The organism is Limnobaculum xujianqingii (assembly GCF_013394855.1).
Taxonomy (GTDB): domain Bacteria; phylum Pseudomonadota; class Gammaproteobacteria; order Enterobacterales; family Enterobacteriaceae; genus Limnobaculum; species Limnobaculum xujianqingii.
In genome coordinates this window covers 826,917-848,033 of record NZ_JABMLK010000002.1, presented here as the reverse complement: position 1 = coordinate 848,033, position 21,117 = coordinate 826,917, and the positions used below count along the sequence as shown (strand labels likewise).

The following is a 21,117-nucleotide window of genomic DNA, read 5'->3' as shown; positions in this document are numbered from 1 at the left end:
ATGCAACACACTACTATTCTGCAACTGACCGGTTTGTCCTGCATGGGTTGTGCCGGCAGAGTTAAAAAAGCACTGGATGCCCTGCCCGGTGTACAGTCCAGCGATGTGAATGTTACTCAGGCTAAAGTAGTCAGTGAACTGTCTGACGCTGAGTTAATTGCTGCGGTTGAGCAGGCTGGCTATCAGGCTGAGACTGCCAAACCAGACGTGACGTTAGATCTGTCAGGCCTCTCATGTGGTCACTGCACCGGCGCAACCACCAAAGCGCTGGAAGCCGTTGATGGTGTACTGGCGGCGGATGTAACTTTAGATAAAGCCGAGATTTACGGTAGTGCGGAACCTTCGGTATTAATCGAAGCCGTTAAACAAGCTGGCTATGAAGCCAGCCTGAGTACCGGTACCGCTCACCCAAAAACTGAGCCGCTGTCAGTATCAGAAAAGCCGGAGCCAATGACAGCGGCGGAGAACAGCCATCCGGCAGACGCATTACCAACGATAGTGCCAGACGATAATGATGATAGCGTGCAGCTACTGCTTAGCGGTATGAGCTGCGCCAGTTGTGTTAACAAAGTTCAGAAAGCGCTGGAAAGTGTTCCCGGCGTTGAACAGGCTCGGGTCAATCTGGCAGAGCGCAGCGCCATGGTGTTTGGTCAACCACAGCAAGCTGAGCTGATCAATGCAGTACAAAAAGCGGGTTATGGTGCGGAGATCATTCAGGATGAAGATCAACGCCGCGCCCGTCAGCACGAAACTTCACAAAAAAGCATTCGTAAATACCGTTGGCAATCCGCACTGGCGCTGGCATTAGGTGTTCCACTTATGCTGTGGGGCGTTTTTGGTGGCACCATGATGGTGACGGCTGATAACCAACCTTACTGGATTGTGACCGGACTGATCACGCTGGCAGTGATAATTGCTGCCGGAGGGCATTTCTATGTGAATGCCTGGCGTAGCCTGATGAACCGCAGCGCCACTATGGATACCCTGATTGCATTGGGTACTGGTGCCGCCTGGATTTACTCCATCAGCGTTGCTATCTGGCCACAGATTTTTCCAATGGCTGCCCGGCATATCTACTTTGAAGCCAGCGCTATGATTATCGGTCTGATCAATTTAGGCCATGCGCTGGAACAGCGGGCAAGACAACGCTCGTCAAAAGCGCTGGAACGATTGCTGGATCTGACACCACCAACCGCCAAAGTGGTTACCGAACAGGGTGAAAAAGTCATCCCGCTGTCTGAAGTTCAGGTGGGCATGTCAATTCGACTGACCACTGGCGATCGGGTTCCGGTGGATGGCGAAGTGATACAGGGCGAGATCTGGCTGGATGAAGCTATGTTGACCGGTGAAGCCATGCCACAGCAGAAATCAGCACAGGATCGCGTTCATGCAGGTACTGTGGTTCAGGATGGTAGTGCCCTGTTCCGTGCAGGTGCTATCGGTAACCAAACCACGCTGGCTCGTATTATTAAGCTGGTGCGTCAGGCTCAGAGCAGTAAGCCAGAAATCGGCCGTATGGCTGACCGTATCTCCGCGGTATTTGTACCGGTAGTGGTTGCTATCGCATTAATCAGCGGACTGATTTGGTATCTGGTTGGGCCGCAACCACAGCTGGTGTATACCCTGGTGATTGTTACCACGGTACTGATTATCGCCTGCCCTTGTGCGCTGGGTCTGGCTACGCCAATGTCGATTATCTCCGGCGTTGGTCGTGCCGCTGAATTAGGAGTACTGGTACGTGATGCCGATGCGCTGCAACAGGCCAGTGCCGTTGATACGGTGATTTTTGATAAAACCGGTACGCTAACCGAAGGTAAACCACAGGTTACCGCCATTCATACCTTTAATCAGGCAACTGAAGCTCAGGTACTGGAATGGGCAGCAGCCTTAGAACAAGGTGCCAGCCATCCATTAGCTCACGCGATCATCACTAAAGCTGAAGCAATAAGTTTGCCGCAGGTCAGTGAATTTCGCACTCTGCGAGGTTTAGGGGTTAGTGGGTCCGTTGGTGAGGCTGTGTTACTGCTGGGTAACGATCGGTTGATGACAGAACAGCAAGTCGATATCAGCGCCGCAACTGAAGCTATCCGCACTGAAGCAGAACGAGGGGCAACACCGGTATTGCTGGCAGCAAACGGCATATTAGTCGCCGTGTTCGCCATTCGCGATCCATTAAGAAACGACAGCATTCAGGCATTGCAGCGCTTACATCAACAGGGTTATCAACTGGTGATGCTAACCGGAGATAATCATGTTACTGCCAATGCCATCGCTAAAGAAGCTGGCATTGATAAAGTTATCGCTGGCGTATTACCTGATGGTAAAGCCGATGCCATTAAACAGCTACAGCAGGCAGGACATAAAGTTGCCATGGTAGGTGATGGCATTAATGATGCGCCGGCACTGGCCTGTGCCGATGTGGGTATTGCCATGGGAGGCGGCAGCGATATTGCCATTGAAACCGCTGCTATCACCCTGATGCGCCATAGCCTGAGCGGCGTTGCCGATGCGCTGGAATTATCTAAAGCGACATTACGCAATATGAAGCAGAACCTGTTGGGTGCCTTTATTTACAACTCTCTGGGTATTCCGATTGCAGCGGGTGTGCTTTATCCATTGACCGGTGCGTTACTCAGTCCGGTGGTGGCCGGTGCAGCCATGGCGTTATCGTCTATTACTGTAGTGGGCAATGCCAACCGTTTGTTGCGGTTTAAGCCTAAAAAATAATCATCGTGGATGGCTGAATACCTAAGCCGAAAACGAATTAGTCTAAAACTCAGTTCCGGTCATTAAAGCTACTGATAATCAGCAATTTTAATGACCGGCTGATTCAACATATTACCCAATGCGGTCAAAACGACTTCATGACGGATTTCACTATATCCAGTAACTTCACCATATCTGGTATACGCGTGTTACCACTATCAGCATCAATAATTGAACTGTAGATATGCGGCATAACTTGCTCAACGCCAGCTTCAAGGCAAGTTTCAAGAATTGGACGAAAGTTGTTCAGGTCAATGCCCCCCGTAGGTTCAATCATCGTCATACCGTTACGTACACAGCTTTCAGCCAGTGCTTTGAGCTCTGGTAATGACTTCATCCCTCCCATCGGGAAGAATTTCGCCGCGTGACCACCAAGATCCTGAATCATTTTTACTGCCGTATCACAACTGACAATGGCGGGTAATCCCTGACTGCTATGCACACCAGTAGAAATAATCACGCTCCCTGGTGTACCTGTAGGCGAAATTAATGCATTAATACGAGTATTGGTTACACCACGCGCAGCCAGTGCACCCGCAGCAAAACCACAGCCGGTAAAGGTTTGATTAACGTGAGCTGGAGCAGTTTGCGCTGCAATCATCGCGGCTTTATAAAACTGCTGTGCTGACCCGGCACCCAAACCAACGGAAATAGCAGGCACTTGTTCCATCCATCGTTTTACTTCCGCAACTCCCTCTTCAACCGTATTGAACTGTGCGGAAATAATTCCCACTACGGCATGACCTTCCGCAGCCCGATACACATCAACCGCATTTGCCACATCTTTAGCCAGCACATTAAGGGCAACCCGTTGCTGATAAAAATTAATTTGCTGCATGCTGAGCTCCGGATAATTGAGATATTTCCTGCAAACGAGCCACAATCAGGGCGAAATCATCATTTTTTAATCCACGTGGATCAAAACTGAATACTCCCTGGTGAAGAAAATAGTGACGGGTATAAATGGCAACTTCTCCCGTACGCAGCAGTTCTTCAACCTCTACAGCATTTAGCCCCAGTTGGGAGGCGTCGACTTTTACCCGAATGCGATAAATAGCACGCCCGGCTTCATCCTGTTCAATATCTGCCTGAAAGCCAGCAATAGCAGATATCTTTTGTGCAACCTGCTTAAGCTCGGGCAATTGCTGCGCCCAGTCAGGTTGATGAGTCTGATAACGTTCCATTGCCATCACCAGTCCGACCATATTTTCCTTGCCGACCTTCATGGCACGGGCAATACCGTTATGTTGAGCTTTGCAGTGGCGAATCCATTGCTCCTGCCCGGTAATAAATCCTGAAGTAGGTGCATCCAGTGCTTTAGCGCCACTGTAAATCACCATGCTGGCACCCGCAGCTACATAGGCGCGTAAATCTTCTTCTGCGGCTGCATCAACAATCAATGGGAGATGGTGGTTTTGAGCAACCTCGACGAAGTCTTTCAGCGCTACCATCCCTTTTTGTACACAATGATGAGATTTGACGTATAGCAAAGCGGCGGTATCGGAACTGATGGCTTTTTCTAACTGCCAGCGATAAGACAGATTACTTTGCCCTACCTCAATCACTTTACCGCCACCCAGGCGAATCGCGGTGGTAATCGGAGCACCATAGTCGATATTGTGTCCACGTAGCATAACGATTTGGTTAGCCAATCCCTGACTGTCAGGAAGTTGAGCAACCAAGTCGGGTTCCCCACGGGTAACCGCAGCGGCAACGGCAATAGCGATTCCTGCTGACGCACATGAAGTGACATAACTGTCTTCTGCTCCGGTATGTTGCGATATTAACTGGCCGACGCGATCGACCAGTTCATCAATTTCAACAAACGAAGCTGCGGCTTCGGCGGTGGCTTGCATCACCTCCGCCGCAACGGAGGAGACACCAAGAATCGTCATCTTCCCGCTGGCATTGATCACTCGCTTCAACCCCAGTCGTTGGTAGATATTCATCCAGATTTCCTTATAGCAGGCCAGTCAAAGAACAGAACAGGCTAAGTATCACTACCGAGAATAAAATAGTGGTATAGCGAGGACCTTTCTTCAGTAAGAACAGATAAATAGAGAATACCGCCGCCAGAGGTAACAGACCGGGAGCAATCGAGTCCAGAATCTGCTGAACGACAATTTCCGAGCCTTCCAGGGCACTGATTTTCAATGGTGTGGTGATCTTAACGTAGCTGGCAGACAAGGCACCCATCATTATCAGGCCCAGTACGTTGGCCCCGTAAATCAGTTCTTTGATGTTCCCCCCCTGCAGTAAGCTAATTATTGACTCACGCCCCAGGGTGTAGCCTTTGTGTGCTAAACCATAACTAATTGCCAGTGTAATACCGGTATACAGTACTACCGGCATAATACCGCCCCATGCGCTACCGCTTGCGGCAAAAGGAATAAAGATAGCAATCAGCAATGGCATAATAGCTGCCCATACGATTGAGTCACCAATACCTGCTAATGGTCCCATCAGACCTGTTTTAATACCGGTAATAGAAGAGTCGGTAATGGCTTCACCACGGGTTTTTTGTTCTTCCATTGCAATGGCAACGCCCTGAATCACGGCACCAAAGGTCTGTTCACTGTTAAAGAAATTCAGGTGGCGTTTAAGGGCATCAACCTGCTCTTCTTTTTGTGGGTACAGTTTTTTAATAATCGGCGTCATGGAGGCGCAGAAAATCAGGCTTTGCAGACGTTCATACGAGTTAGAAACCTCAGCCCCCAGCCAGTAAAGAAACCAGGCTTTAGTGATATCTCTTTTGGTCAGTACATTCGTCTGACGAGCTCTTTCAACCAGCTCATGATCCATCATTGCGTTATCTGTGGTGCTCATGATTATGCTCCTTCACTCTTCGCCATGTTTTTTACTAAGAACGCCGCGCAGGTACCGAAAATCGCCATAGCCATGATGTCGACCTTTAAGTAAATAACGGCGAAGAAACCTGCAATAAAGTACGGCAGTAAACTCTTTTTACCGATAACCATAATGGTGATAGCAAAACCAAGTGCTGGCAGGATGCCGCCCATGATTTCAAAGGAATGGGTTAACCAGTGAGGCATTAATGCCAGGAATTTTTCGACTACGCCCTGACCAAAATAGTTGGCGGCAAACACGACCGGGAAGCGAATGACTAATCCCAGCAACGCCGGATACAAGAATGCACACATCATGATGCCGCGCATATTTGCCTGTTCAGCATACTTATCCGCCATATGAACCCAGATAGCGTTCAACGTACGACGTAGCTGGTCAATAAACACGCCGATCACCCCAAACGGTATTGCCAGTGCGATGGCCAGATTAGGGTCCATGCCGGCTTTAACCGCAATCGGTAAAGCGATACAGGCAGCTAATGCCGGATCTGATGGCACATTACCACCGGGAGTGGAGGTTACGCCCAGATAAACCAATTGCATTCCTGCGCCAATAATCATCGCAGTTTTCATATCGCCCAGTAACAAACCAACAAATACGGCAATCGCAATAGGCTGAATTAACATGCCCGATAAGGTGTACCCCAAACGCAAACGGGCAAACCAGTAGTACAGTCCCATACAGATGGCAACAGTTAAGTTATCCATAGTGTTACTCCTAAGATGTTCTATTTTTATTGTTTGAAGTTGCATCAGCGTTAGCGGCAACCTCTGTTACTTTGGCTATCGTGGAGTCAGAATTTTTTTAATACATCTTCCAACGCCTGAGGTTTGTCCTCAGGAATAGTTTGGAAAATAACGTTCACGCCACGTTGTTGCAGGTCACGTAACACGATGACATCGGCTTCATCCAGCGTAATATTCTGGAATACCGCTTTGCGGTTTGGCCCACCACCTAATCCGCCAACCTGAATGCCGGTAACGTTAAAACCATCGATTACCGCTTTTTGTACTGATGCCAGATTCGGGAACAACACCAGCACGTTGCCCACACCCAGTTGATTTTCATTCCAGGCTGCTGCAAAGCTTTGGTTGCTATAACAATCCACTTTCACATTAGGAGGCGCAGCCATTAAATAAATACTTTTCATGAAAGGATCGGCATCCAGCTCATCGCTGACAACGGCAATACGATTAGCCTGAGATTGTCCAACCCATTTAGTAACGACCTGTCCGTGGATAAGGCGGCTATCAATTCTGCACAGTACGATTTTAGCCATGATGTTATTCCTCTGATGTTATTGATTTAATATGCTTAACGACGTCAATACAGCTCTTCTGACCTAACTCGACTAACTCATCAATAGAGTCAGTGAGTGCGCCCCGATCGCGTAAATCAATAGCCGCTAGCAGTAACGTGGCGTTCAAGCCAGAGATCACGCCAATTTGGTAGTCTGCACTCAGACGGGCAGCGACATTGGAGGTGGTTCCACCAATAAAGTCCGTCAGAATCACTGAGCCCGCAGGCATAACAGAAACCTGTTGCTTAACTTTTTGATAAAACTCATCAAGGGTATCAACCGGCATTAAAGCGATATCAAACACACCGTCGGTTTCACCGATCACCATGCGAACGCTTTCACGTAGTTGCGCTCCCCAGCCACCGTGAGTAAGCAGTAAAATTTGTGGTGTTAAAGACAAAAGAACCTCCTGATTTTCCCTGAAAATAAATTGCTAAATTTAGTATTACTCTGGATATAGCAATTGACGTGCCAGCTTTGTGGCACGTCAGGGATCATCATGGAGGTGCGGGGCATTAAATCCCCGCTACAGAAGGGTTAGCGGTAAAGCAGCTCGTAGATATAAAAGTATTCGGCGTCAGAAAGGCGAATGGAATATGCCTGTTCTATGGGTAAAAAAGCATTCTTGATGACAGAAAACGCCTGTTGGTCTAAATCCTGCTCGGCATCCAATGCGATCTGTAACGGTTTATGGCTTAAAACGATACGCTCAACCATACAACAGCAATGGATGAGGAAACGAAGTGTCACCTGACGGGTTGGATGGATATCCTGTGTACGGCAAATTAAATGCAATACGCCTTCCATTTCCTGCAAAATTCGTTGAGGATTCAGCACAGAAATATGGTTGATAATACTTTCCAGCGTCAGGGCACTGATAAAACGCATTGAACTACGTTCAACTTCTAACTGGCGCTCTGCACTATTCAAATCCGGAGTCAGTAAACTCAGCACTAACTCAGGCCCCTGTTCAGAGAACAGCTCTTCCAGCGAGATAAAAGGTATATCAGGCAATCCTGGCTGGAAAGTACCCACAATACCTACTAAACGCTCATTGCCACCAATGGCATTACGCAATCGTTCCAGACTACGAACCTCGTTATAATCAACCACAATCAGTTTGGTATCATCTGACATTAACGTGCCAAAGCTTTCTTCCAGCACCTTTTTGATTTTCACTGCGGTACCCATACCGGTAATACAGGAGATAACCAGTACTTTTCCGCTCTCTTCCTCATGCCGATCGCACAGATGAAAAGGAATGCCTTTACTGTTCATCAGAGCCATTAACGGCTCAAACTCACTGGTTTCATAAGTTAAGTCCAAACCTATTTCCAGCAATGATGACAGCGTAATGTTTTGAATCAGCAATACATCGATATGAAACAGTTTATTCACCGTACTGGCAAAATGAACCAGAGAACCAATATCAACAATCAACACCAATCGCTGGTAATGTTTTTCACGCACCTCATTAATCAACAATTCCAGAGTGTCATGAACCGATTGTTCAAATGGCATATCGATAGCGGTAAACAGTTCTCGCTCCAGTACCCGGTTCACATAGTTCGCCATACTGCTTGCCGTGGTGGAGCCATGACCGATCAGCATCACACCACAGTCCGGATTAACATCTTTACGTTGACGAAAACTACGGCACTCTTTTAAGAACAGGCATAAATAGACGATTTCAGTTGATGGGCACTGAATATGGAAAATTTCATTAATCTTCTGGCATAGCTGAGTGGCATTTTCATACTCATCTTTGCAGTAATCCAAAATCAGGCTATTAGAATAAAGATTCGGGATCAGCCCTTTTTGAACATAGGAGAGAAGCGCCAGAAAGTGTTTACGCAGATGCCCGACCATATTCTGCGGCAATGGAAAACCCAGAACCTGTTCAATACAGCCGGTAAGTAGCGCAATTCTCTGCTCAATCTGACCACCGTAATAGCGTTCGTCCGCATCCCCGGCATTATGGCTGTAAAGCCCATACTCAAAAATAGTACGTAACTTATTTTTCAGAATGGATAGCGTTTCTTGTGGCGGCACATTGCTATTGCGTAAATTGACATACTCACGTGTCAGATAGGTATAAAACAGATCGCTATCCTGCTCAGAACTCAGCGCAATCAGATGCTGCTTTAGTTGAGCGAATGGTTGGGCGTTGATATCAATAAATTCTTTCTGACCAAATAACCCATCAACCAGTAACCGGCTGCTGGCGTTAGCAGAAACATGGCTATCGGTCAGGCGTTTATCCAGAATCAGTATTGGATGCTGTTGTGGAGATCCCATGCCACTTGCCCAGGCCTGAGCGCACAAAAATTGGATATCGCTTTTTAGCTGACCGATATTACCTGCCAACGGTTTCTCCAGCAGATACAGCAATAATCCCTTATCAAGACGAATGGTTCTGTCAATTTTTCGACTTTCAAGTTGAATAAAGCCAATGATGATTTCAACCTGTTCCTCCAGCGAACGATCTCGTAGCGCAGGAATGGCAATCGTCACCTGAATTCGACGCAAGAAAGTACGTAATAGCGTTGAATCGGCGCTTTCTGTAGTAGCACAAATTAACCGAACGCTTATAGAACGGGCCTTCTCACTTGACCCCAACGGACGATATTCCCCTTTATCCAAAATGGAGAATAGTTTTTCTTGCCCTTCATAGGGCAAACGGTGCACTTCATCCAACAGCAAAAAACCACCGTCAGCCTGCTCTATCAATCCTCGTTTATTTTCACTGGCGCCGGTAAATGCCCCTTGTTTATGACCAAACAAATGGGAAGAGAGTAATTCCGGGTTATTGGCGTATTCAGCACAGTTGAAATAGACCAGAGGAACCGTCGAATGAGTTAATTGACCAGCAGCAAACTGATGCATGATTTCAGCAAAAAAAGTTTTACCTACACCAGAAGGTCCGGTAAGCAGCACATGTAACCCTCCCGGATAAAGCACTGCCGCTTTGCCTTTTTCTACCGCCAGTCTCAAACTACGGTCATAACCAATTAATGAATGGAAAGGATCGGTATCCGTTGAGTTTTCTTCTTCCGCTATTGGCAGCAGTTCCGCTAAGGTTCTGACTTCCAATAGTGCATCATGACTAAAACTAATATTCAGCAGTTTCTCAATCACCGCCAGATGCAAGAACAGTACCGGTCGGGATTTAATTTTAATCACTCTTTTTTCAGTACAGAGCTGGTTTAGCTCTTTACTGACTGAATTTCGGGCCAGCCCAAGATTAAAACCGATAGTGTCCGCATCAAATCCCACCGTACCACCCAAAGCCTCGCGCTTCAGAGTAAGCGTCAGTCGTTCTAACTCCTGGCAAACTGCATCTTTACGTTTCATGAGTACCCGTTTTTATTATTTACCGTTGAATGCATTGGGCTATATCTTCCACTACCAAAGCTGATTCTATTAATAGTATCGTTATTTATCTGACTCAGAGAGTAACCCATTCCGTAAAGGCTAACCAGACGTAACTCGCAGCCAGTAACAGAGGCGATTACTCCGAACTTACCCTGAATTATTTTAGATACATCAGATAAAACCAACGCTTCTAATTTTACCTGACAAGGCTATTCAGCAGGAAAAACAAGAAATATCACCCTGTTGTTGATTAACCTCCAAAGCTAATGCTTAATAAACTTATGTCATTCCTGTTTGAGAGTGCTAATGATTAAAACTTTGCGAAAACTGGCTATTATTTTGGGTTTAGCGCCGCCGCTGGCCTGTGCTTATCCGGCTTATGATATGGCGATGCCCAACGGTAGCCAACTGCATCTGGTAGGGAGTATTCATATGGGAACTAAAGATATGTCTCCCCTCCCTGCCTCCCTGATGAAACAGTTAAAACAGGCTGATGGAATAATTGTTGAAGTCGATATCTCCAAACCGGTTAATTTTAACGGCCGTAGCGATTATCCCCATCTCTCTGAACGGCTAAGTGAGCCAGAGTATCTGGAACTGACTAAAATCAGCCAGCAGCTAAAACTCGACATTAAGCATATCGCCACGGAATCAGGTTGGCAGGCAGCACTGGTATTACAAAATACCCAGGCTCAACAGTTTGGCCTTCAAGGTGAGTATGGTATTGACTATCAGGTAATACAGCTGGCAAACCAGCATGATATCCCGATTATTGAACTGGAAGGCGCCCAAAAGCAGCTCGACCTTTTAGAACAGCTTCCCAATAATGGTATGCCCTTATTGCAGGATTCACTGACTCACTGGCAGGATAACGAACAGCTGATGCAAATCATGGTTGGCTGGTGGTTAAATCAACATCCCAGCAATACGCCCCTTAGCTTACCCTATGGTATGAGCGGCGATCTTTACGATTTGATGGTTGCCGATCGTAATCGCCAGTGGGAACGGCAACTATTGGCTTTGCCGAAAGGAAAATATGTGGTGGTGGTTGGAGCCTTACACCTGTTTGGTGAACATAATTTGCTACAGCTATTAAAAGAAAATGCTGGCGTTACAAGTTATGATAATGCCACTCAAATTTAACCCATTATTTTGATTTTACTGATAGTTAGCTTGAAAGGTATTTTCTATGACACCCGCCGTTGATTTGTTAAAAAAACAAAAAGTAAGTCATACACTGCATCCTTACGATCACGACCCTAACGAAACCAATTTTGGTGATGAAGCGGTAAATAAATTGGGTCTGGATGCTAAACGCGTGTACAAAACCCTGTTAGTCAGCATAAATGGTGACATCAAACAGTTAGCCGTAGCGGTGGTACCAGTCTCCGGTATGCTGGATTTGAAGAAAATGGCCAAAGCGCTGTCGGCTAAAAAAGTAGAAATGGCCGACCCGATGCAGGCCCAGCGAGTTACCGGCTATCTGATTGGTGGTATCAGTCCACTGGGGCAGAAGAAAAGACTGCCTACTGTTATCGATGCGGGAGCAGAAGCGTTTCCTACCATGTATATCTCTGGTGGAAAACGTGGGTTAGATATTGAACTGGCACCAGCAGACCTGTGTCATTTGACCTCTGCCACTTTCGCCCCTATTGCAGCCGAAGGTCGTTAGTCCTCGGCAACATGGCTATTTAGCACACAATAACGCTTTTATTGCTCACCGCCACCACGCTATACTGGCTTCACACCCATTTAACATAAGCACAACCGATAAAGTCCAGCTTTGGGCTTTATCGGTTGTGCTTTGGGTTAGGGCTATGTTCCAGGGCATCTTTAGCAAAAGTAACGAATACCATGACAAATCAAACCAGTACCGATACATTGCCACCCGCAGTGGATAATTCACGCAAGACATCATTTCGCATATTAGGCGCTATCAGCGTTTCCCATTTGCTTAATGACATGACGCAATCGCTGATTGTTGCTATCTACCCGATGCTACAAGGGGAGTTTTCACTGTCATTTGGTCAGATAGGCTTAATTACACTGACCTACCAATTAACCGCTTCATTATTACAGCCGTTAATCGGGCTCTATACTGATAAACACCCTAAACCTTTCTCACTGCCGGTGGGAATGGCATTTACCCTGGTTGGCCTGATATTGCTGGCTTATGCCTCAAACTTTCATATGGTTTTATTAGCTGCTGCGCTGGTTGGTACAGGTTCTTCAGTGTTCCACCCTGAATCATCGCGGGTTGCCCGCATGGCTTCCGGTGGTCGCCACGGCATGGCGCAGTCGATCTTTCAGGTTGGAGGCAATTTTGGCGCGTCGCTGGGGCCTCTACTGGCGGCAGCATTTATTGCCCCATATGGCAAAGGCACATTAACCTGGTTCGCTATCGCGCCTTTACTGGCTATTGTGGTGTTATTACAAATCGGTCGCTGGTATCAGGCTCAGCAACGCAGTAATGGCGGAAAACCATTACGACCGTCAACTGCACAGAAACTGCCCAATAGCACCATTGCCTTTTCGCTGTTTATTCTACTTTCACTGATTTTCTCAAAATATTTCTATCTGGCCAGCATAAGTAGTTATTACACCTTTTATCTGATGCATAAATTTGGCGTTACTCTGCAAAATGCTCAGATACATTTGTTTGTTTTCTTATTTGCTATTGCCGCCGGAACCATCATTGGCGGGCCTGTTGGTGATAAGATTGGGCGTAAATATGTTATTTGGGCCTCTATCCTTGGTGCAGCGCCATTCACCCTCATTTTACCCTATGCATCACTCTACTGGACCGGCATTTTGACCGTGATTATTGGTCTGGTCATGGCTTCTGCCTTTTCCGCCATTTTAGTGTATGCACAAGAGCTGATTCCGGGGAAAATAGGTATGGTTTCCGGTTTATTCTTCGGCCTCTCTTTTGGCATGGGAGGTCTGGGAGCCGCAGCACTAGGATATGTAGCTGACCAGACCAGCATCGAGACGGTATACCATATATGTGCTTTCCTTCCTCTGCTGGGTATTTTGACCGCTCTGTTACCAAATATTGAGCATAAGGTGTAGTAATCTGGCTGACTCCTGCGTAGAAAAAATTTTTCTGCGCAGGGAAAAACCTTATGGAGCATGATGATAATGGTTCAATATTGTATAAACGCCTCTCTTTAATCGATTCAGTAATTAATTGATACTTTTTTTCATAAATAGCAAATATTCCCAAGCAAAAGTACGATAAATACCATAAAATTAAAACGTCCCCTTTTCCCCCACAACAAAAAGGAGCGTTGATGGATCATTCTACACCACTCATTACCACCATTGCCGGAGGCCTGGTACTGGCCTTTATTTTCGGCCTCATTGCTAATCGTCTGCGAATTTCCCCTCTGGTAGGGTATCTGATTGCAGGGATTGTCGCAGGTAAACACACTCCAGGATTTGTCGCTGATGAAGCCCTAGCCCATCAGTTAGCCGAAGTTGGCGTTATCCTGCTGATGTTTGGTGTAGGTTTGCACTTCTCGCTCAAAGACCTTCTTTCAGTTAAAAAGATCGCCATTCCTGGCGCTATTGTGCAAATAGCCGTCGCAACACTACTCGGTATGGGCCTGGCTTATGGATTAGGCTGGGATATGATGACGGGTATCGTGTTTGGGCTTTGTCTCTCTACCGCCAGTACCGTGGTGCTATTACGAGCGCTCGAAGAGAGACAACTGATTGAAAGCCAGCGGGGGAAAATAGCAATTGGCTGGCTGATTGTAGAAGATTTAGCCATGGTGCTGGCGCTGGTATTATTACCCGCAATCACTGGCATTATGCAGCAAGGACACAGTGACTTTACCAACCTGGCCATTTCTTTGGGCATAACCCTTGGTAAAGTGATTGCCTTTATCGTACTGATGATAGTCGTGGGCCGTCGGGTAGTGCCATGGTTACTGGCAAAAAGCGCCGGTACCGGCTCTAACGAGCTGTTTACCCTTTCAGTTCTGGCTATCGCTATGGGAATCGCCTACGGCTCTGTACAGCTGTTTGGTGCTTCGTTTGCCCTTGGCGCGTTCTTTGCCGGTATGGTGCTTAACGAATCTGAGCTGAGCCACCGGGCTGCACAAAACACCCTGCCGTTACGCGATGCGTTTGCGGTACTGTTCTTCGTTTCCGTCGGTATGCTGTTTGAGCCAATGACGCTCATCTATCAACCATTAGCCGTACTCGGTACATTAGTGATTATCGTACTGGGTAAATCTATCGCTGCTTTCCTGATTGTACGTATGTTTGGCCATTCAAAACGTACCGCGCTGACCATTTCTGCCAGTCTGGCGCAAATTGGGGAATTTGCCTTTATTCTGGCAAGTATGGGGGTTGCGTTAGGGGTTCTGAACAAAGATGGTCAGAGTTTAATTCTGGCCGGTGCAATTCTTTCTATTCTGCTTAACCCACTGGTGTTTAACCTGATTGGGAAATATCTGGCGAAAACTGAAACCATTGAAGATCAAATTATTGAAGAAGTGGTGGAAGAAGAAGTGGCACAGGTTCCGGTGGATATGTGTAATCATGTGATTCTGGTTGGTTATGGCCGGGTTGGTAATATTCTTTGCGAGCGCCTGCACGATAAAGATATTCCATTAGTGGTGGTTGAGAATTCGCTGTCACGAGTAGAAATTTTGCGGGAGCGGGATATCAGTACCGTATTGGGTAATGCCGGTAATCATGAAATTATGACACTGGCACGACTGGACTGCGCCAGCTGTCTGCTGGTGACCACGCCTAATGGTTATGAGGCTGGTGAGATTGTGGCTTATGCCCGTTCTCAACGCCCTGACCTGATGATTATTGCCCGCGCCCATTATGATGACGAAGTGGAATACATTTCGGAGCGTGGTGCAAACCATGTGATTATGGGTGAGCGTGAAATTGCGCAAGGCATGCTTGATGAGCTAAAGCAGGACAGAGAAAGTAAAAAAGATACCATTATGGAAGGCTGCCCGATCTAATCTTCTACCATGACTATCAGGCCAGTGACCTGCCGTTTGGCACGCACTGGCCTTTATTTTATACACCATTAGCTACAATCGGCGTTCAGTAACCAAGGCCTCAAATAAATCGATATGGTCAGCACTATCATTCAATGCAGGAATATAGTGATAGCTCTCTCCTCCATTTTCCAGAAAGAAAGCCCTGTTCTGTTGTTCAATCTCTTCAATGGTTTCCAGACAGTCCGACGCAAAGCCCGGGCAAATTACCTGTATGGATTTAACGCCCTGCGAAGGTAGCAACCGCATGGTTTTGTCGGTATAGGGTTTTAACCAGACTTCACGACCAAAGCGCGATTGATAAGTCATTTTGTACTGTGAAGGCTTCAGTCCCAGAGCCGTAACAACAGCAGCAGTCGTCGCTTCGCAGCGTCGAGGATAATCATCACCTTCATCCGCATAGCGCTGTGGAATGCCGTGATAAGAGAACAACAGCAAATCTGGTTTGCCATAAAGTTCGAACGACATCTGAATAGAACGCGCTAATGCCGCAATATATAAAGGATGTTCAGCGTAATCACGAATAAACGAAATTTCTGGCAGGTCACGACGATTAGCCAATTCGGCTGAAAGCGCATCCCAGGCAGCTGCTGTTGTTGAACTGGAGTATTGTGGATAGAGCGGTAAGACCACCAGCCGCTTGATATTTTGGCTTTGGAGTCGGTCGAGAGCCTGCTTAACGGAAGGAGAGCCATAGGTCATTGCCAGCTCTACCGGCACCTGTGGTAAACGAGCGGCCAATGCTCGATGCTGGCGTTGGCTGTAAACCAATAGTGGGGAACCTTCCTCCATCCATACTTCACGATAGAGTTTCGCCACTCTGGGAGCCCGACGCGGCAGAATGATACCCTTCAGTATCAACGACCATATCAGTGGATTAAGATCGACAACCCGGCGATCCTGTAAAAATTGGGTTAGATATCGTTTTACCGCCGCAGCAGTTGGCGCATCAGGCGTACCCAAATTAACCAGTAATATGCCTGTTTTAGGCTGATTCAGCGGGGAATTAGTGCGATCTGTTATGAATTCTGATGACATAATTTCCTGGGATAATGGTTAGCAGCGAATAGTTAAGATTATACTGGCTCGCTCAACGACTTGCTGTCCTGTTTTGATTGATTATGACACCCGTTGCGATAGTCTGAGGTTAATTTAATTGACGGCATCAGCTACTGCAGCATCTGCCACCGCATCCTGTACCCCAACAGAATCACTACTATAACGTTCATTCGGATCAGCATAATTAACGCAGTCAGCGGTACTATCATCTTCTTCAGGGGATACACAAGACGACACCTCGGGTAACGCTTCCGTTAGTCCGTCTTCAGAATCGGAACTGCATGCGCTGGTACCGGCTAACAATACGACAACGATCAGCAGACGAATATATTGAGCCATTAATTTATCCTTAAATTATCTGACACACATCCAGTTTAATATACAACAAAGGCGACCTGAGTCGCCTTTGTTCTTCAAATCATTCAGGAATTATCCCAGAATTTTAGCCAGTTCGTCGCTAACTTCGGTTACTTTACGAGTACCGTCGATTTTGAAATAGCTGGTGTTGCCGCTTTTTGCTTCAGCACTGTAGTAATTAATCAGTGGCTTGGTTAACGCATGGTATTCCACCAGGCGTTTACGCACGGTATCTTCCTGATCGTCTTTACGAATAGTCAGTTCTTCACCGGTAACATCATCTTTACCTTCAACCTTAGATGGGTTGAATTTAATATGATAAACACGGCCAGAAGCAGCATGTACACGACGACCAACAATGCGTTCAACAATGATTTCATCCGGAACATCAAATTCAAGCACGTAATCAACTTGAATATCCGCTTCCTTCATCGCATCTGCCTGAGGAATAGTGCGAGGGAACCCGTCAAGCAGGAAGCCATTTTTACAATCTGGCTGAGCGATACGCTCTTTCACCAAAGCGATAACCAGTTCATCGGTCACTAACTTACCGGCATTCATCAGTTCTTTTGCTTGCTTACCCAATTCAGATCCTGCTTTTACTGCTGCGCGCAGCATGTCGCCGGTGGAGATTTGCGGAATACCGTACTTCTCCATGATGAATTGAGCCTGAGTGCCTTTACCGGCGCCGGGAGCGCCAAGCAGAATGATACGCATTGCGTAAATCCCCTAGAATTTTAGCTTTTATATATAAATTATGGAAAACCAGCGAACCTTATCACCCTACGTCAGGATGCTCAAGAGGCAGATTGCGCAGAGATAAAGGCCCTGACAAACAAAAACACATATTAACTTACTGAAATAAATATACTATTTTTGAATTTCTTACCGGTTTTATTGCCCGTATGGTTTTCAAATGAGTAAAAAATAACAGGCCGACATGGACTATCGGCCTGTTTTGTACTGCTAACGTTCTGTCATCATTACTTCAACAGTAGTTGGTTCATACGACGGATAAAGCTGTTTGGATCGTCCAGACTGCCCTTCTCTGCCAGTAGCGCTTGATCTAACAGTAATTCAATCCACTCGCCGAACGTTGCGTCATCGGTAACTTCTGATGCGCGCTTAACTAATGCATGGTCCGGATTCAGTTCAAAGATATATTTAACTTCTGGCGCTTTCTGACCTGCGGCGGCAAACAATTTAGCCATTTGAGTCGACATTTCATCAGCATCAGTCGTCACCACAGCCGGAGTATCGGTTAAGCGATGAGTCAGACGAACTTCTTTTACCCGATCGCCTAACAGCGTTTTGGTACGGTCAACAAAAGGTTCCAGCGCTTTTTCAGCCTCTTTCTGCTCTTCGGTTTCCGCATCCGCCAGTTTATCCAGTGCTTCATCAGCTTTGCTAACCGACTGGAAAGATTTACCATCAAACTCGGTCAGATAGCTCATCATCCACTCATCAATGCGATCGGATAACAGCAGAACTTCAATGCCTTTCTTACGGAACAGTTCCAGATGTGGGCTGTTTTTCGCCGCTGCGTAACTATCCGCGGTAATGTAGTAAATCTTCTCCTGACCTTCCTGCATACGACCGATGTAATCAGCCAGAGAAACGGTCTGCGCATCGCTGTCACTATGAGTAGAGGCAAAACGCAACAGGCTGGCAATGGTCTCAATATTAGCGCCATCTTCTGCCGGGCCTTCTTTCAACACCAGGCCAAACTGCTGCCAGAACTGCTGATATTTGTCAGCATCATTCTTAGCCAGTTTTTCCAGCATTTGCAGAACTCGCTTAGTACAGGCACTGCGCAGGCTTTGAGTAATACGATTGTCTTGCAAAATCTCACGAGATACGTTTAACGGTAAGTCATTAGAGTCAATCAAGCCGCGAACAAAGCGCAAATAGTTCGGCATAAACTGTTCGGCGTCATCCATAATGAATACGCGTTGTACATACAGTTTCAGACCGTGTTTATGGTCACGATTCCATAAGTCCCACGGAGCCTGAGAAGGAATATACAGCAGGCTGGTATACTCTTGCTTACCTTCTACCCGATTGTGGCTCCAGGCTAGCGGATCGCTAAAGTCATGGGAAACATGCTTGTAGAATTCGTTGTACTCTTCGTCAGTCACTTCTGATTTATTGCGGGTCCACAGTGCCTGAGCTTTATTAATTTTTTCCCAGGTAACAACTGGCTCTTCACCCTCTTTCTCTTCAGTAGTCTGAATTTCTACCGGTAAAGCAATGTGATCGGAATACTTACTGATAATGGAACGCACGCGCCAGTCATCGAGAAACTCATCCTCACCTTCACGCAGATGCAGAGTAATTTCAGTACCGCGATCGGCTTTGCTGATATCAGTAATGGTGTATTCACCTTCGCCTGCAGATTCCCAGAAAACGCCCTGATCTTCTGCTGCACCCGCCGCACGAGTACGAACAGTTACTTTATCCGCAACAATAAAAGCCGAGTAGAAACCAACCCCAAACTGACCAATCAATTGACTGTCTTTTGCCTGATCGCTACCCATCGACTCCAGAAACGCTTTAGTTCCTGATTTAGCGATGGTACCCAGGTTATCAATCACTTCATCCCGGGTCATACCGATACCGTTATCACTCAGCGTCAGAGTACGTTTCTCTTTATCAACTGACACCCGCACGCAAAGCTCGCCGTTACCTTCATATAAATCCGAATTAGAAAGCGCACGAAAACGTAATTTATCTGCCGCATCGGAGGCGTTCGATATCAATTCACGTAAAAAGATCTCTTTATTGGAGTAGAGAGAGTGGATCATCAAATGCAGTAACTGCTTAACTTCTGACTGAAACCCTCTGGTTTCCTGACTTTTCATGCTCATTACTTACCTCAATTACTTGGTTTTACTCAGGCAGATTTCTACATGCCCTGGACTCTATGGGAATGGTTAACAGATGGGGATCATAGTGAGGTTTTTCAAGAGAATGATGAGATTATTGGTGAAAAAACATAATAACCGCGGCTAAAGTAACAACAACGAAGCTGCTTTTGTCCCTCCGCCTTTAATATTTTGACCTTAGTCTTTTGATTTTAAGCTTTTGACCTTCAGGAGCACTGGAATTCAGCTGACGACTGAATGAGGGTAGCACGACTGACATGGATGTCAGTCGAGGCGCAGCGACGTAAGGAGCGGCTCTGCGCCGGTGCGTAAGCCCGAATGAAGAAGGAAGGCAGTCGCCATCAGGCGACCTGGATTCGTGTGCGAAGGCGCGGAGGTGCAGGAGGCGCTCGCCATAGCGCCTCTTGCTCGGCCACCCGCACAAGCGCTGATTCAGGCACAGGACTAATGGTGGACGAAACTATCTCAGAGCTAAATCTAAAACTTAATCTGCTGCCTTCCCGCCAGCGAATGCGAAAGTGTGGTGCCATCCACCATCTCTAACTCACCACCCACCGGTACCCCATGGGCAATACGGCTGGCCATCACGCCATACATACCGCACATCTCAGCGATAAAGTTAGCGGTCGCGTCACCTTCCACCGTTGGGTTAGTCGCCAGAATCACTTCATTAATTTTTTCTGATGCCAGACGTTCTTCCAGACGATCAAGGCCAATATCATTCGGACCAATACCATCCAGTGGAGAAAGATGCCCCATCAACACAAAGTATCGACCAGCAAACTGACCGGTTTGCTCAATGGCGTGAATATCTGCTGGGCTTTCCACCACACAGATTTGGCCGCTATTTTGACGGCGTTGATTACTGCAAATAGTACAAACTTCTTCTTCCGTGAAAGTACGGCAGTCCCGGCAATGACCAATTTCAGACATGGCTCGGGTCAGGGATTGAGCTAAACGCATACCGCCGCTGCGTTCGCGCTGCAAAAGTTGAAAAGCCATACGTTGTGCAGACTTCGGCCCTACGCCGGGTAAACAGCGCAGGGCTTCCATCAAAGATTCTAACAGTGGACTGGTTTGCATCAGAACGGCATCTTAAAGCCAGGGGGTAATTGCATACCGCCAGAAACCTGAGCCATTTTCTCTTTTTGTGTCTCTTCAACACGACGAGCTGCATCGTTAAATGCGGCAGCAATCAAGTCTTCCAGCATCTCTTTATCATCTTCCATCAGGCTTGGATCGATCTCCACGCGACGGCAGTTATGAGCGCCATTTACGGTGACTTTAACCATACCTGCACCAGACTCACCGGTAACTTCCATCTTTGCAATCTCTTCCTGCATCTGCTGCATCTTCTCTTGCATCTGCTGAGCTTGCTTCATTATATTGCCAAGGCCGCCTTTACCAAACATGGTTATCTCTCTCTTTGCTATGGGTAAAAATCAATCATCGTCGTTCGCTATGCTCACGGCGATCG

The 21,117-nt window shown here is 46.9% G+C and carries 18 protein-coding genes; 5 read left to right on the top strand and 13 right to left on the bottom strand.

Features of this window, described 5'->3' with window-relative positions; translation table 11 throughout:
• Nucleotides 1-2,727, top strand: a complete 2,727-nt coding sequence (gene copA, locus GOL65_RS17825) for a copper-exporting P-type ATPase CopA (RefSeq protein WP_140918137.1) — start codon at nucleotides 1-3, stop codon at nucleotides 2,725-2,727.
• Between the two features lie 124 nt (nucleotides 2,728-2,851).
• Here copA and dagF read toward each other — a convergent pair whose 3' ends face one another.
• From dagF to dagR, 7 genes are all read right to left on the bottom strand, one after another.
• The gene (dagF, locus tag GOL65_RS17820; protein WP_179038478.1) at nucleotides 2,852-3,604 is read right to left on the bottom strand and encodes a 2-dehydro-3-deoxy-phosphogluconate aldolase; all 753 of its coding nucleotides are present in this window, start codon (nucleotides 3,602-3,604) and stop codon (nucleotides 2,852-2,854) included.
• Nucleotides 3,591-4,721: a D-glucosaminate-6-phosphate ammonia lyase gene (dgaE, locus tag GOL65_RS17815; RefSeq protein ID WP_140918138.1), complete on the bottom strand. Its 1,131-nt coding sequence runs from the start codon at nucleotides 4,719-4,721 to the stop codon at nucleotides 3,591-3,593. Before dgaE ends, dagF begins: the two co-directional genes overlap by 14 nt.
• Nucleotides 4,722-4,725: 4 nt before the next feature.
• Nucleotides 4,726-5,571, bottom strand: a complete 846-nt coding sequence (locus GOL65_RS17810; protein WP_407657526.1) for a PTS system mannose/fructose/sorbose family transporter subunit IID — start codon at nucleotides 5,569-5,571, stop codon at nucleotides 4,726-4,728.
• A gap of 23 nt (nucleotides 5,572-5,594) precedes the next feature.
• Nucleotides 5,595-6,341, bottom strand: a complete 747-nt coding sequence (locus GOL65_RS17805) for a PTS mannose/fructose/sorbose/N-acetylgalactosamine transporter subunit IIC (RefSeq protein WP_130591880.1) — start codon at nucleotides 6,339-6,341, stop codon at nucleotides 5,595-5,597.
• An 86-nt stretch (nucleotides 6,342-6,427) separates the two neighbouring features.
• Nucleotides 6,428-6,913 (bottom strand): PTS system mannose/fructose/N-acetylgalactosamine-transporter subunit IIB, encoded by a 486-nt coding sequence (locus GOL65_RS17800; protein ID WP_140918140.1) that lies wholly within the window; start codon nucleotides 6,911-6,913, stop codon nucleotides 6,428-6,430.
• A gap of 4 nt (nucleotides 6,914-6,917) precedes the next feature.
• Nucleotides 6,918-7,334 carry a PTS sugar transporter subunit IIA gene (locus tag GOL65_RS17795; protein WP_140918141.1) on the bottom strand — a complete coding sequence of 139 codons (417 nt, stop codon included), beginning with the start codon at nucleotides 7,332-7,334 and terminating at the stop codon, nucleotides 6,918-6,920.
• A 137-nt stretch (nucleotides 7,335-7,471) separates the two neighbouring features.
• The gene (gene dagR, locus GOL65_RS17790) at nucleotides 7,472-10,288 is read right to left on the bottom strand and encodes a transcriptional regulator DagR (RefSeq protein ID WP_140918142.1); all 2,817 of its coding nucleotides are present in this window, start codon (nucleotides 10,286-10,288) and stop codon (nucleotides 7,472-7,474) included.
• A 327-nt stretch (nucleotides 10,289-10,615) separates the two neighbouring features.
• Here dagR and GOL65_RS17785 point away from each other — a divergent pair, with 327 nt between their 5' ends.
• The 4 genes from GOL65_RS17785 (at nucleotide 10,616) to ybaL (ending at nucleotide 15,300) form a co-directional block, all read left to right on the top strand.
• Nucleotides 10,616-11,452, top strand: coding sequence for a TraB/GumN family protein (locus tag GOL65_RS17785; protein WP_140918143.1), 837 nt, complete (start codon nucleotides 10,616-10,618; stop codon nucleotides 11,450-11,452).
• A gap of 46 nt (nucleotides 11,453-11,498) precedes the next feature.
• Nucleotides 11,499-11,981, top strand: a complete 483-nt coding sequence (gene ybaK, locus GOL65_RS17780) for a Cys-tRNA(Pro)/Cys-tRNA(Cys) deacylase YbaK (RefSeq protein ID WP_140918144.1) — start codon at nucleotides 11,499-11,501, stop codon at nucleotides 11,979-11,981.
• 182 nt (nucleotides 11,982-12,163) lie between these two features.
• Nucleotides 12,164-13,381, top strand: a complete 1,218-nt coding sequence (locus GOL65_RS17775) for an MFS transporter (protein WP_140918145.1) — start codon at nucleotides 12,164-12,166, stop codon at nucleotides 13,379-13,381.
• A gap of 221 nt (nucleotides 13,382-13,602) precedes the next feature.
• The gene (gene ybaL, locus GOL65_RS17770; protein WP_140918146.1) at nucleotides 13,603-15,300 is read left to right on the top strand and encodes a YbaL family putative K(+) efflux transporter; all 1,698 of its coding nucleotides are present in this window, start codon (nucleotides 13,603-13,605) and stop codon (nucleotides 15,298-15,300) included.
• A 72-nt stretch (nucleotides 15,301-15,372) separates the two neighbouring features.
• Here the strand turns inward: ybaL and hemH are convergent, their stop codons facing one another.
• The 6 genes from hemH to GOL65_RS17740 form a co-directional block, all read right to left on the bottom strand.
• On the bottom strand, nucleotides 15,373-16,338 hold the full coding sequence (gene hemH, locus GOL65_RS17765) for a ferrochelatase (protein ID WP_140918424.1): 966 nt from the start codon (nucleotides 16,336-16,338) through the stop codon (nucleotides 15,373-15,375).
• Between the two features lie 153 nt (nucleotides 16,339-16,491).
• Entirely contained in the window at nucleotides 16,492-16,737 is a 246-nt protein-coding gene (locus GOL65_RS17760; protein ID WP_140918147.1) for a hypothetical protein, read from the bottom strand.
• A gap of 90 nt (nucleotides 16,738-16,827) precedes the next feature.
• A complete protein-coding gene (gene adk / locus GOL65_RS17755; RefSeq protein WP_140918148.1) occupies nucleotides 16,828-17,472 on the bottom strand; it encodes an adenylate kinase in 645 nt (214 codons plus the stop codon).
• Between the two features lie 266 nt (nucleotides 17,473-17,738).
• Nucleotides 17,739-19,616: a molecular chaperone HtpG gene (htpG, locus tag GOL65_RS17750; RefSeq protein WP_179038553.1), complete on the bottom strand. Its 1,878-nt coding sequence runs from the start codon at nucleotides 19,614-19,616 to the stop codon at nucleotides 17,739-17,741.
• A gap of 501 nt (nucleotides 19,617-20,117) precedes the next feature.
• On the bottom strand, nucleotides 20,118-20,723 hold the full coding sequence (gene recR, locus GOL65_RS17745) for a recombination mediator RecR (protein WP_140918150.1): 606 nt from the start codon (nucleotides 20,721-20,723) through the stop codon (nucleotides 20,118-20,120).
• Nucleotides 20,723-21,052 (bottom strand): YbaB/EbfC family nucleoid-associated protein, encoded by a 330-nt coding sequence (locus GOL65_RS17740; protein WP_130593684.1) that lies wholly within the window; start codon nucleotides 21,050-21,052, stop codon nucleotides 20,723-20,725. The genes recR and GOL65_RS17740 overlap by 1 nt, the downstream gene beginning before the upstream one ends.
• Nucleotides 21,053-21,117 lie beyond the last annotated feature (65 nt).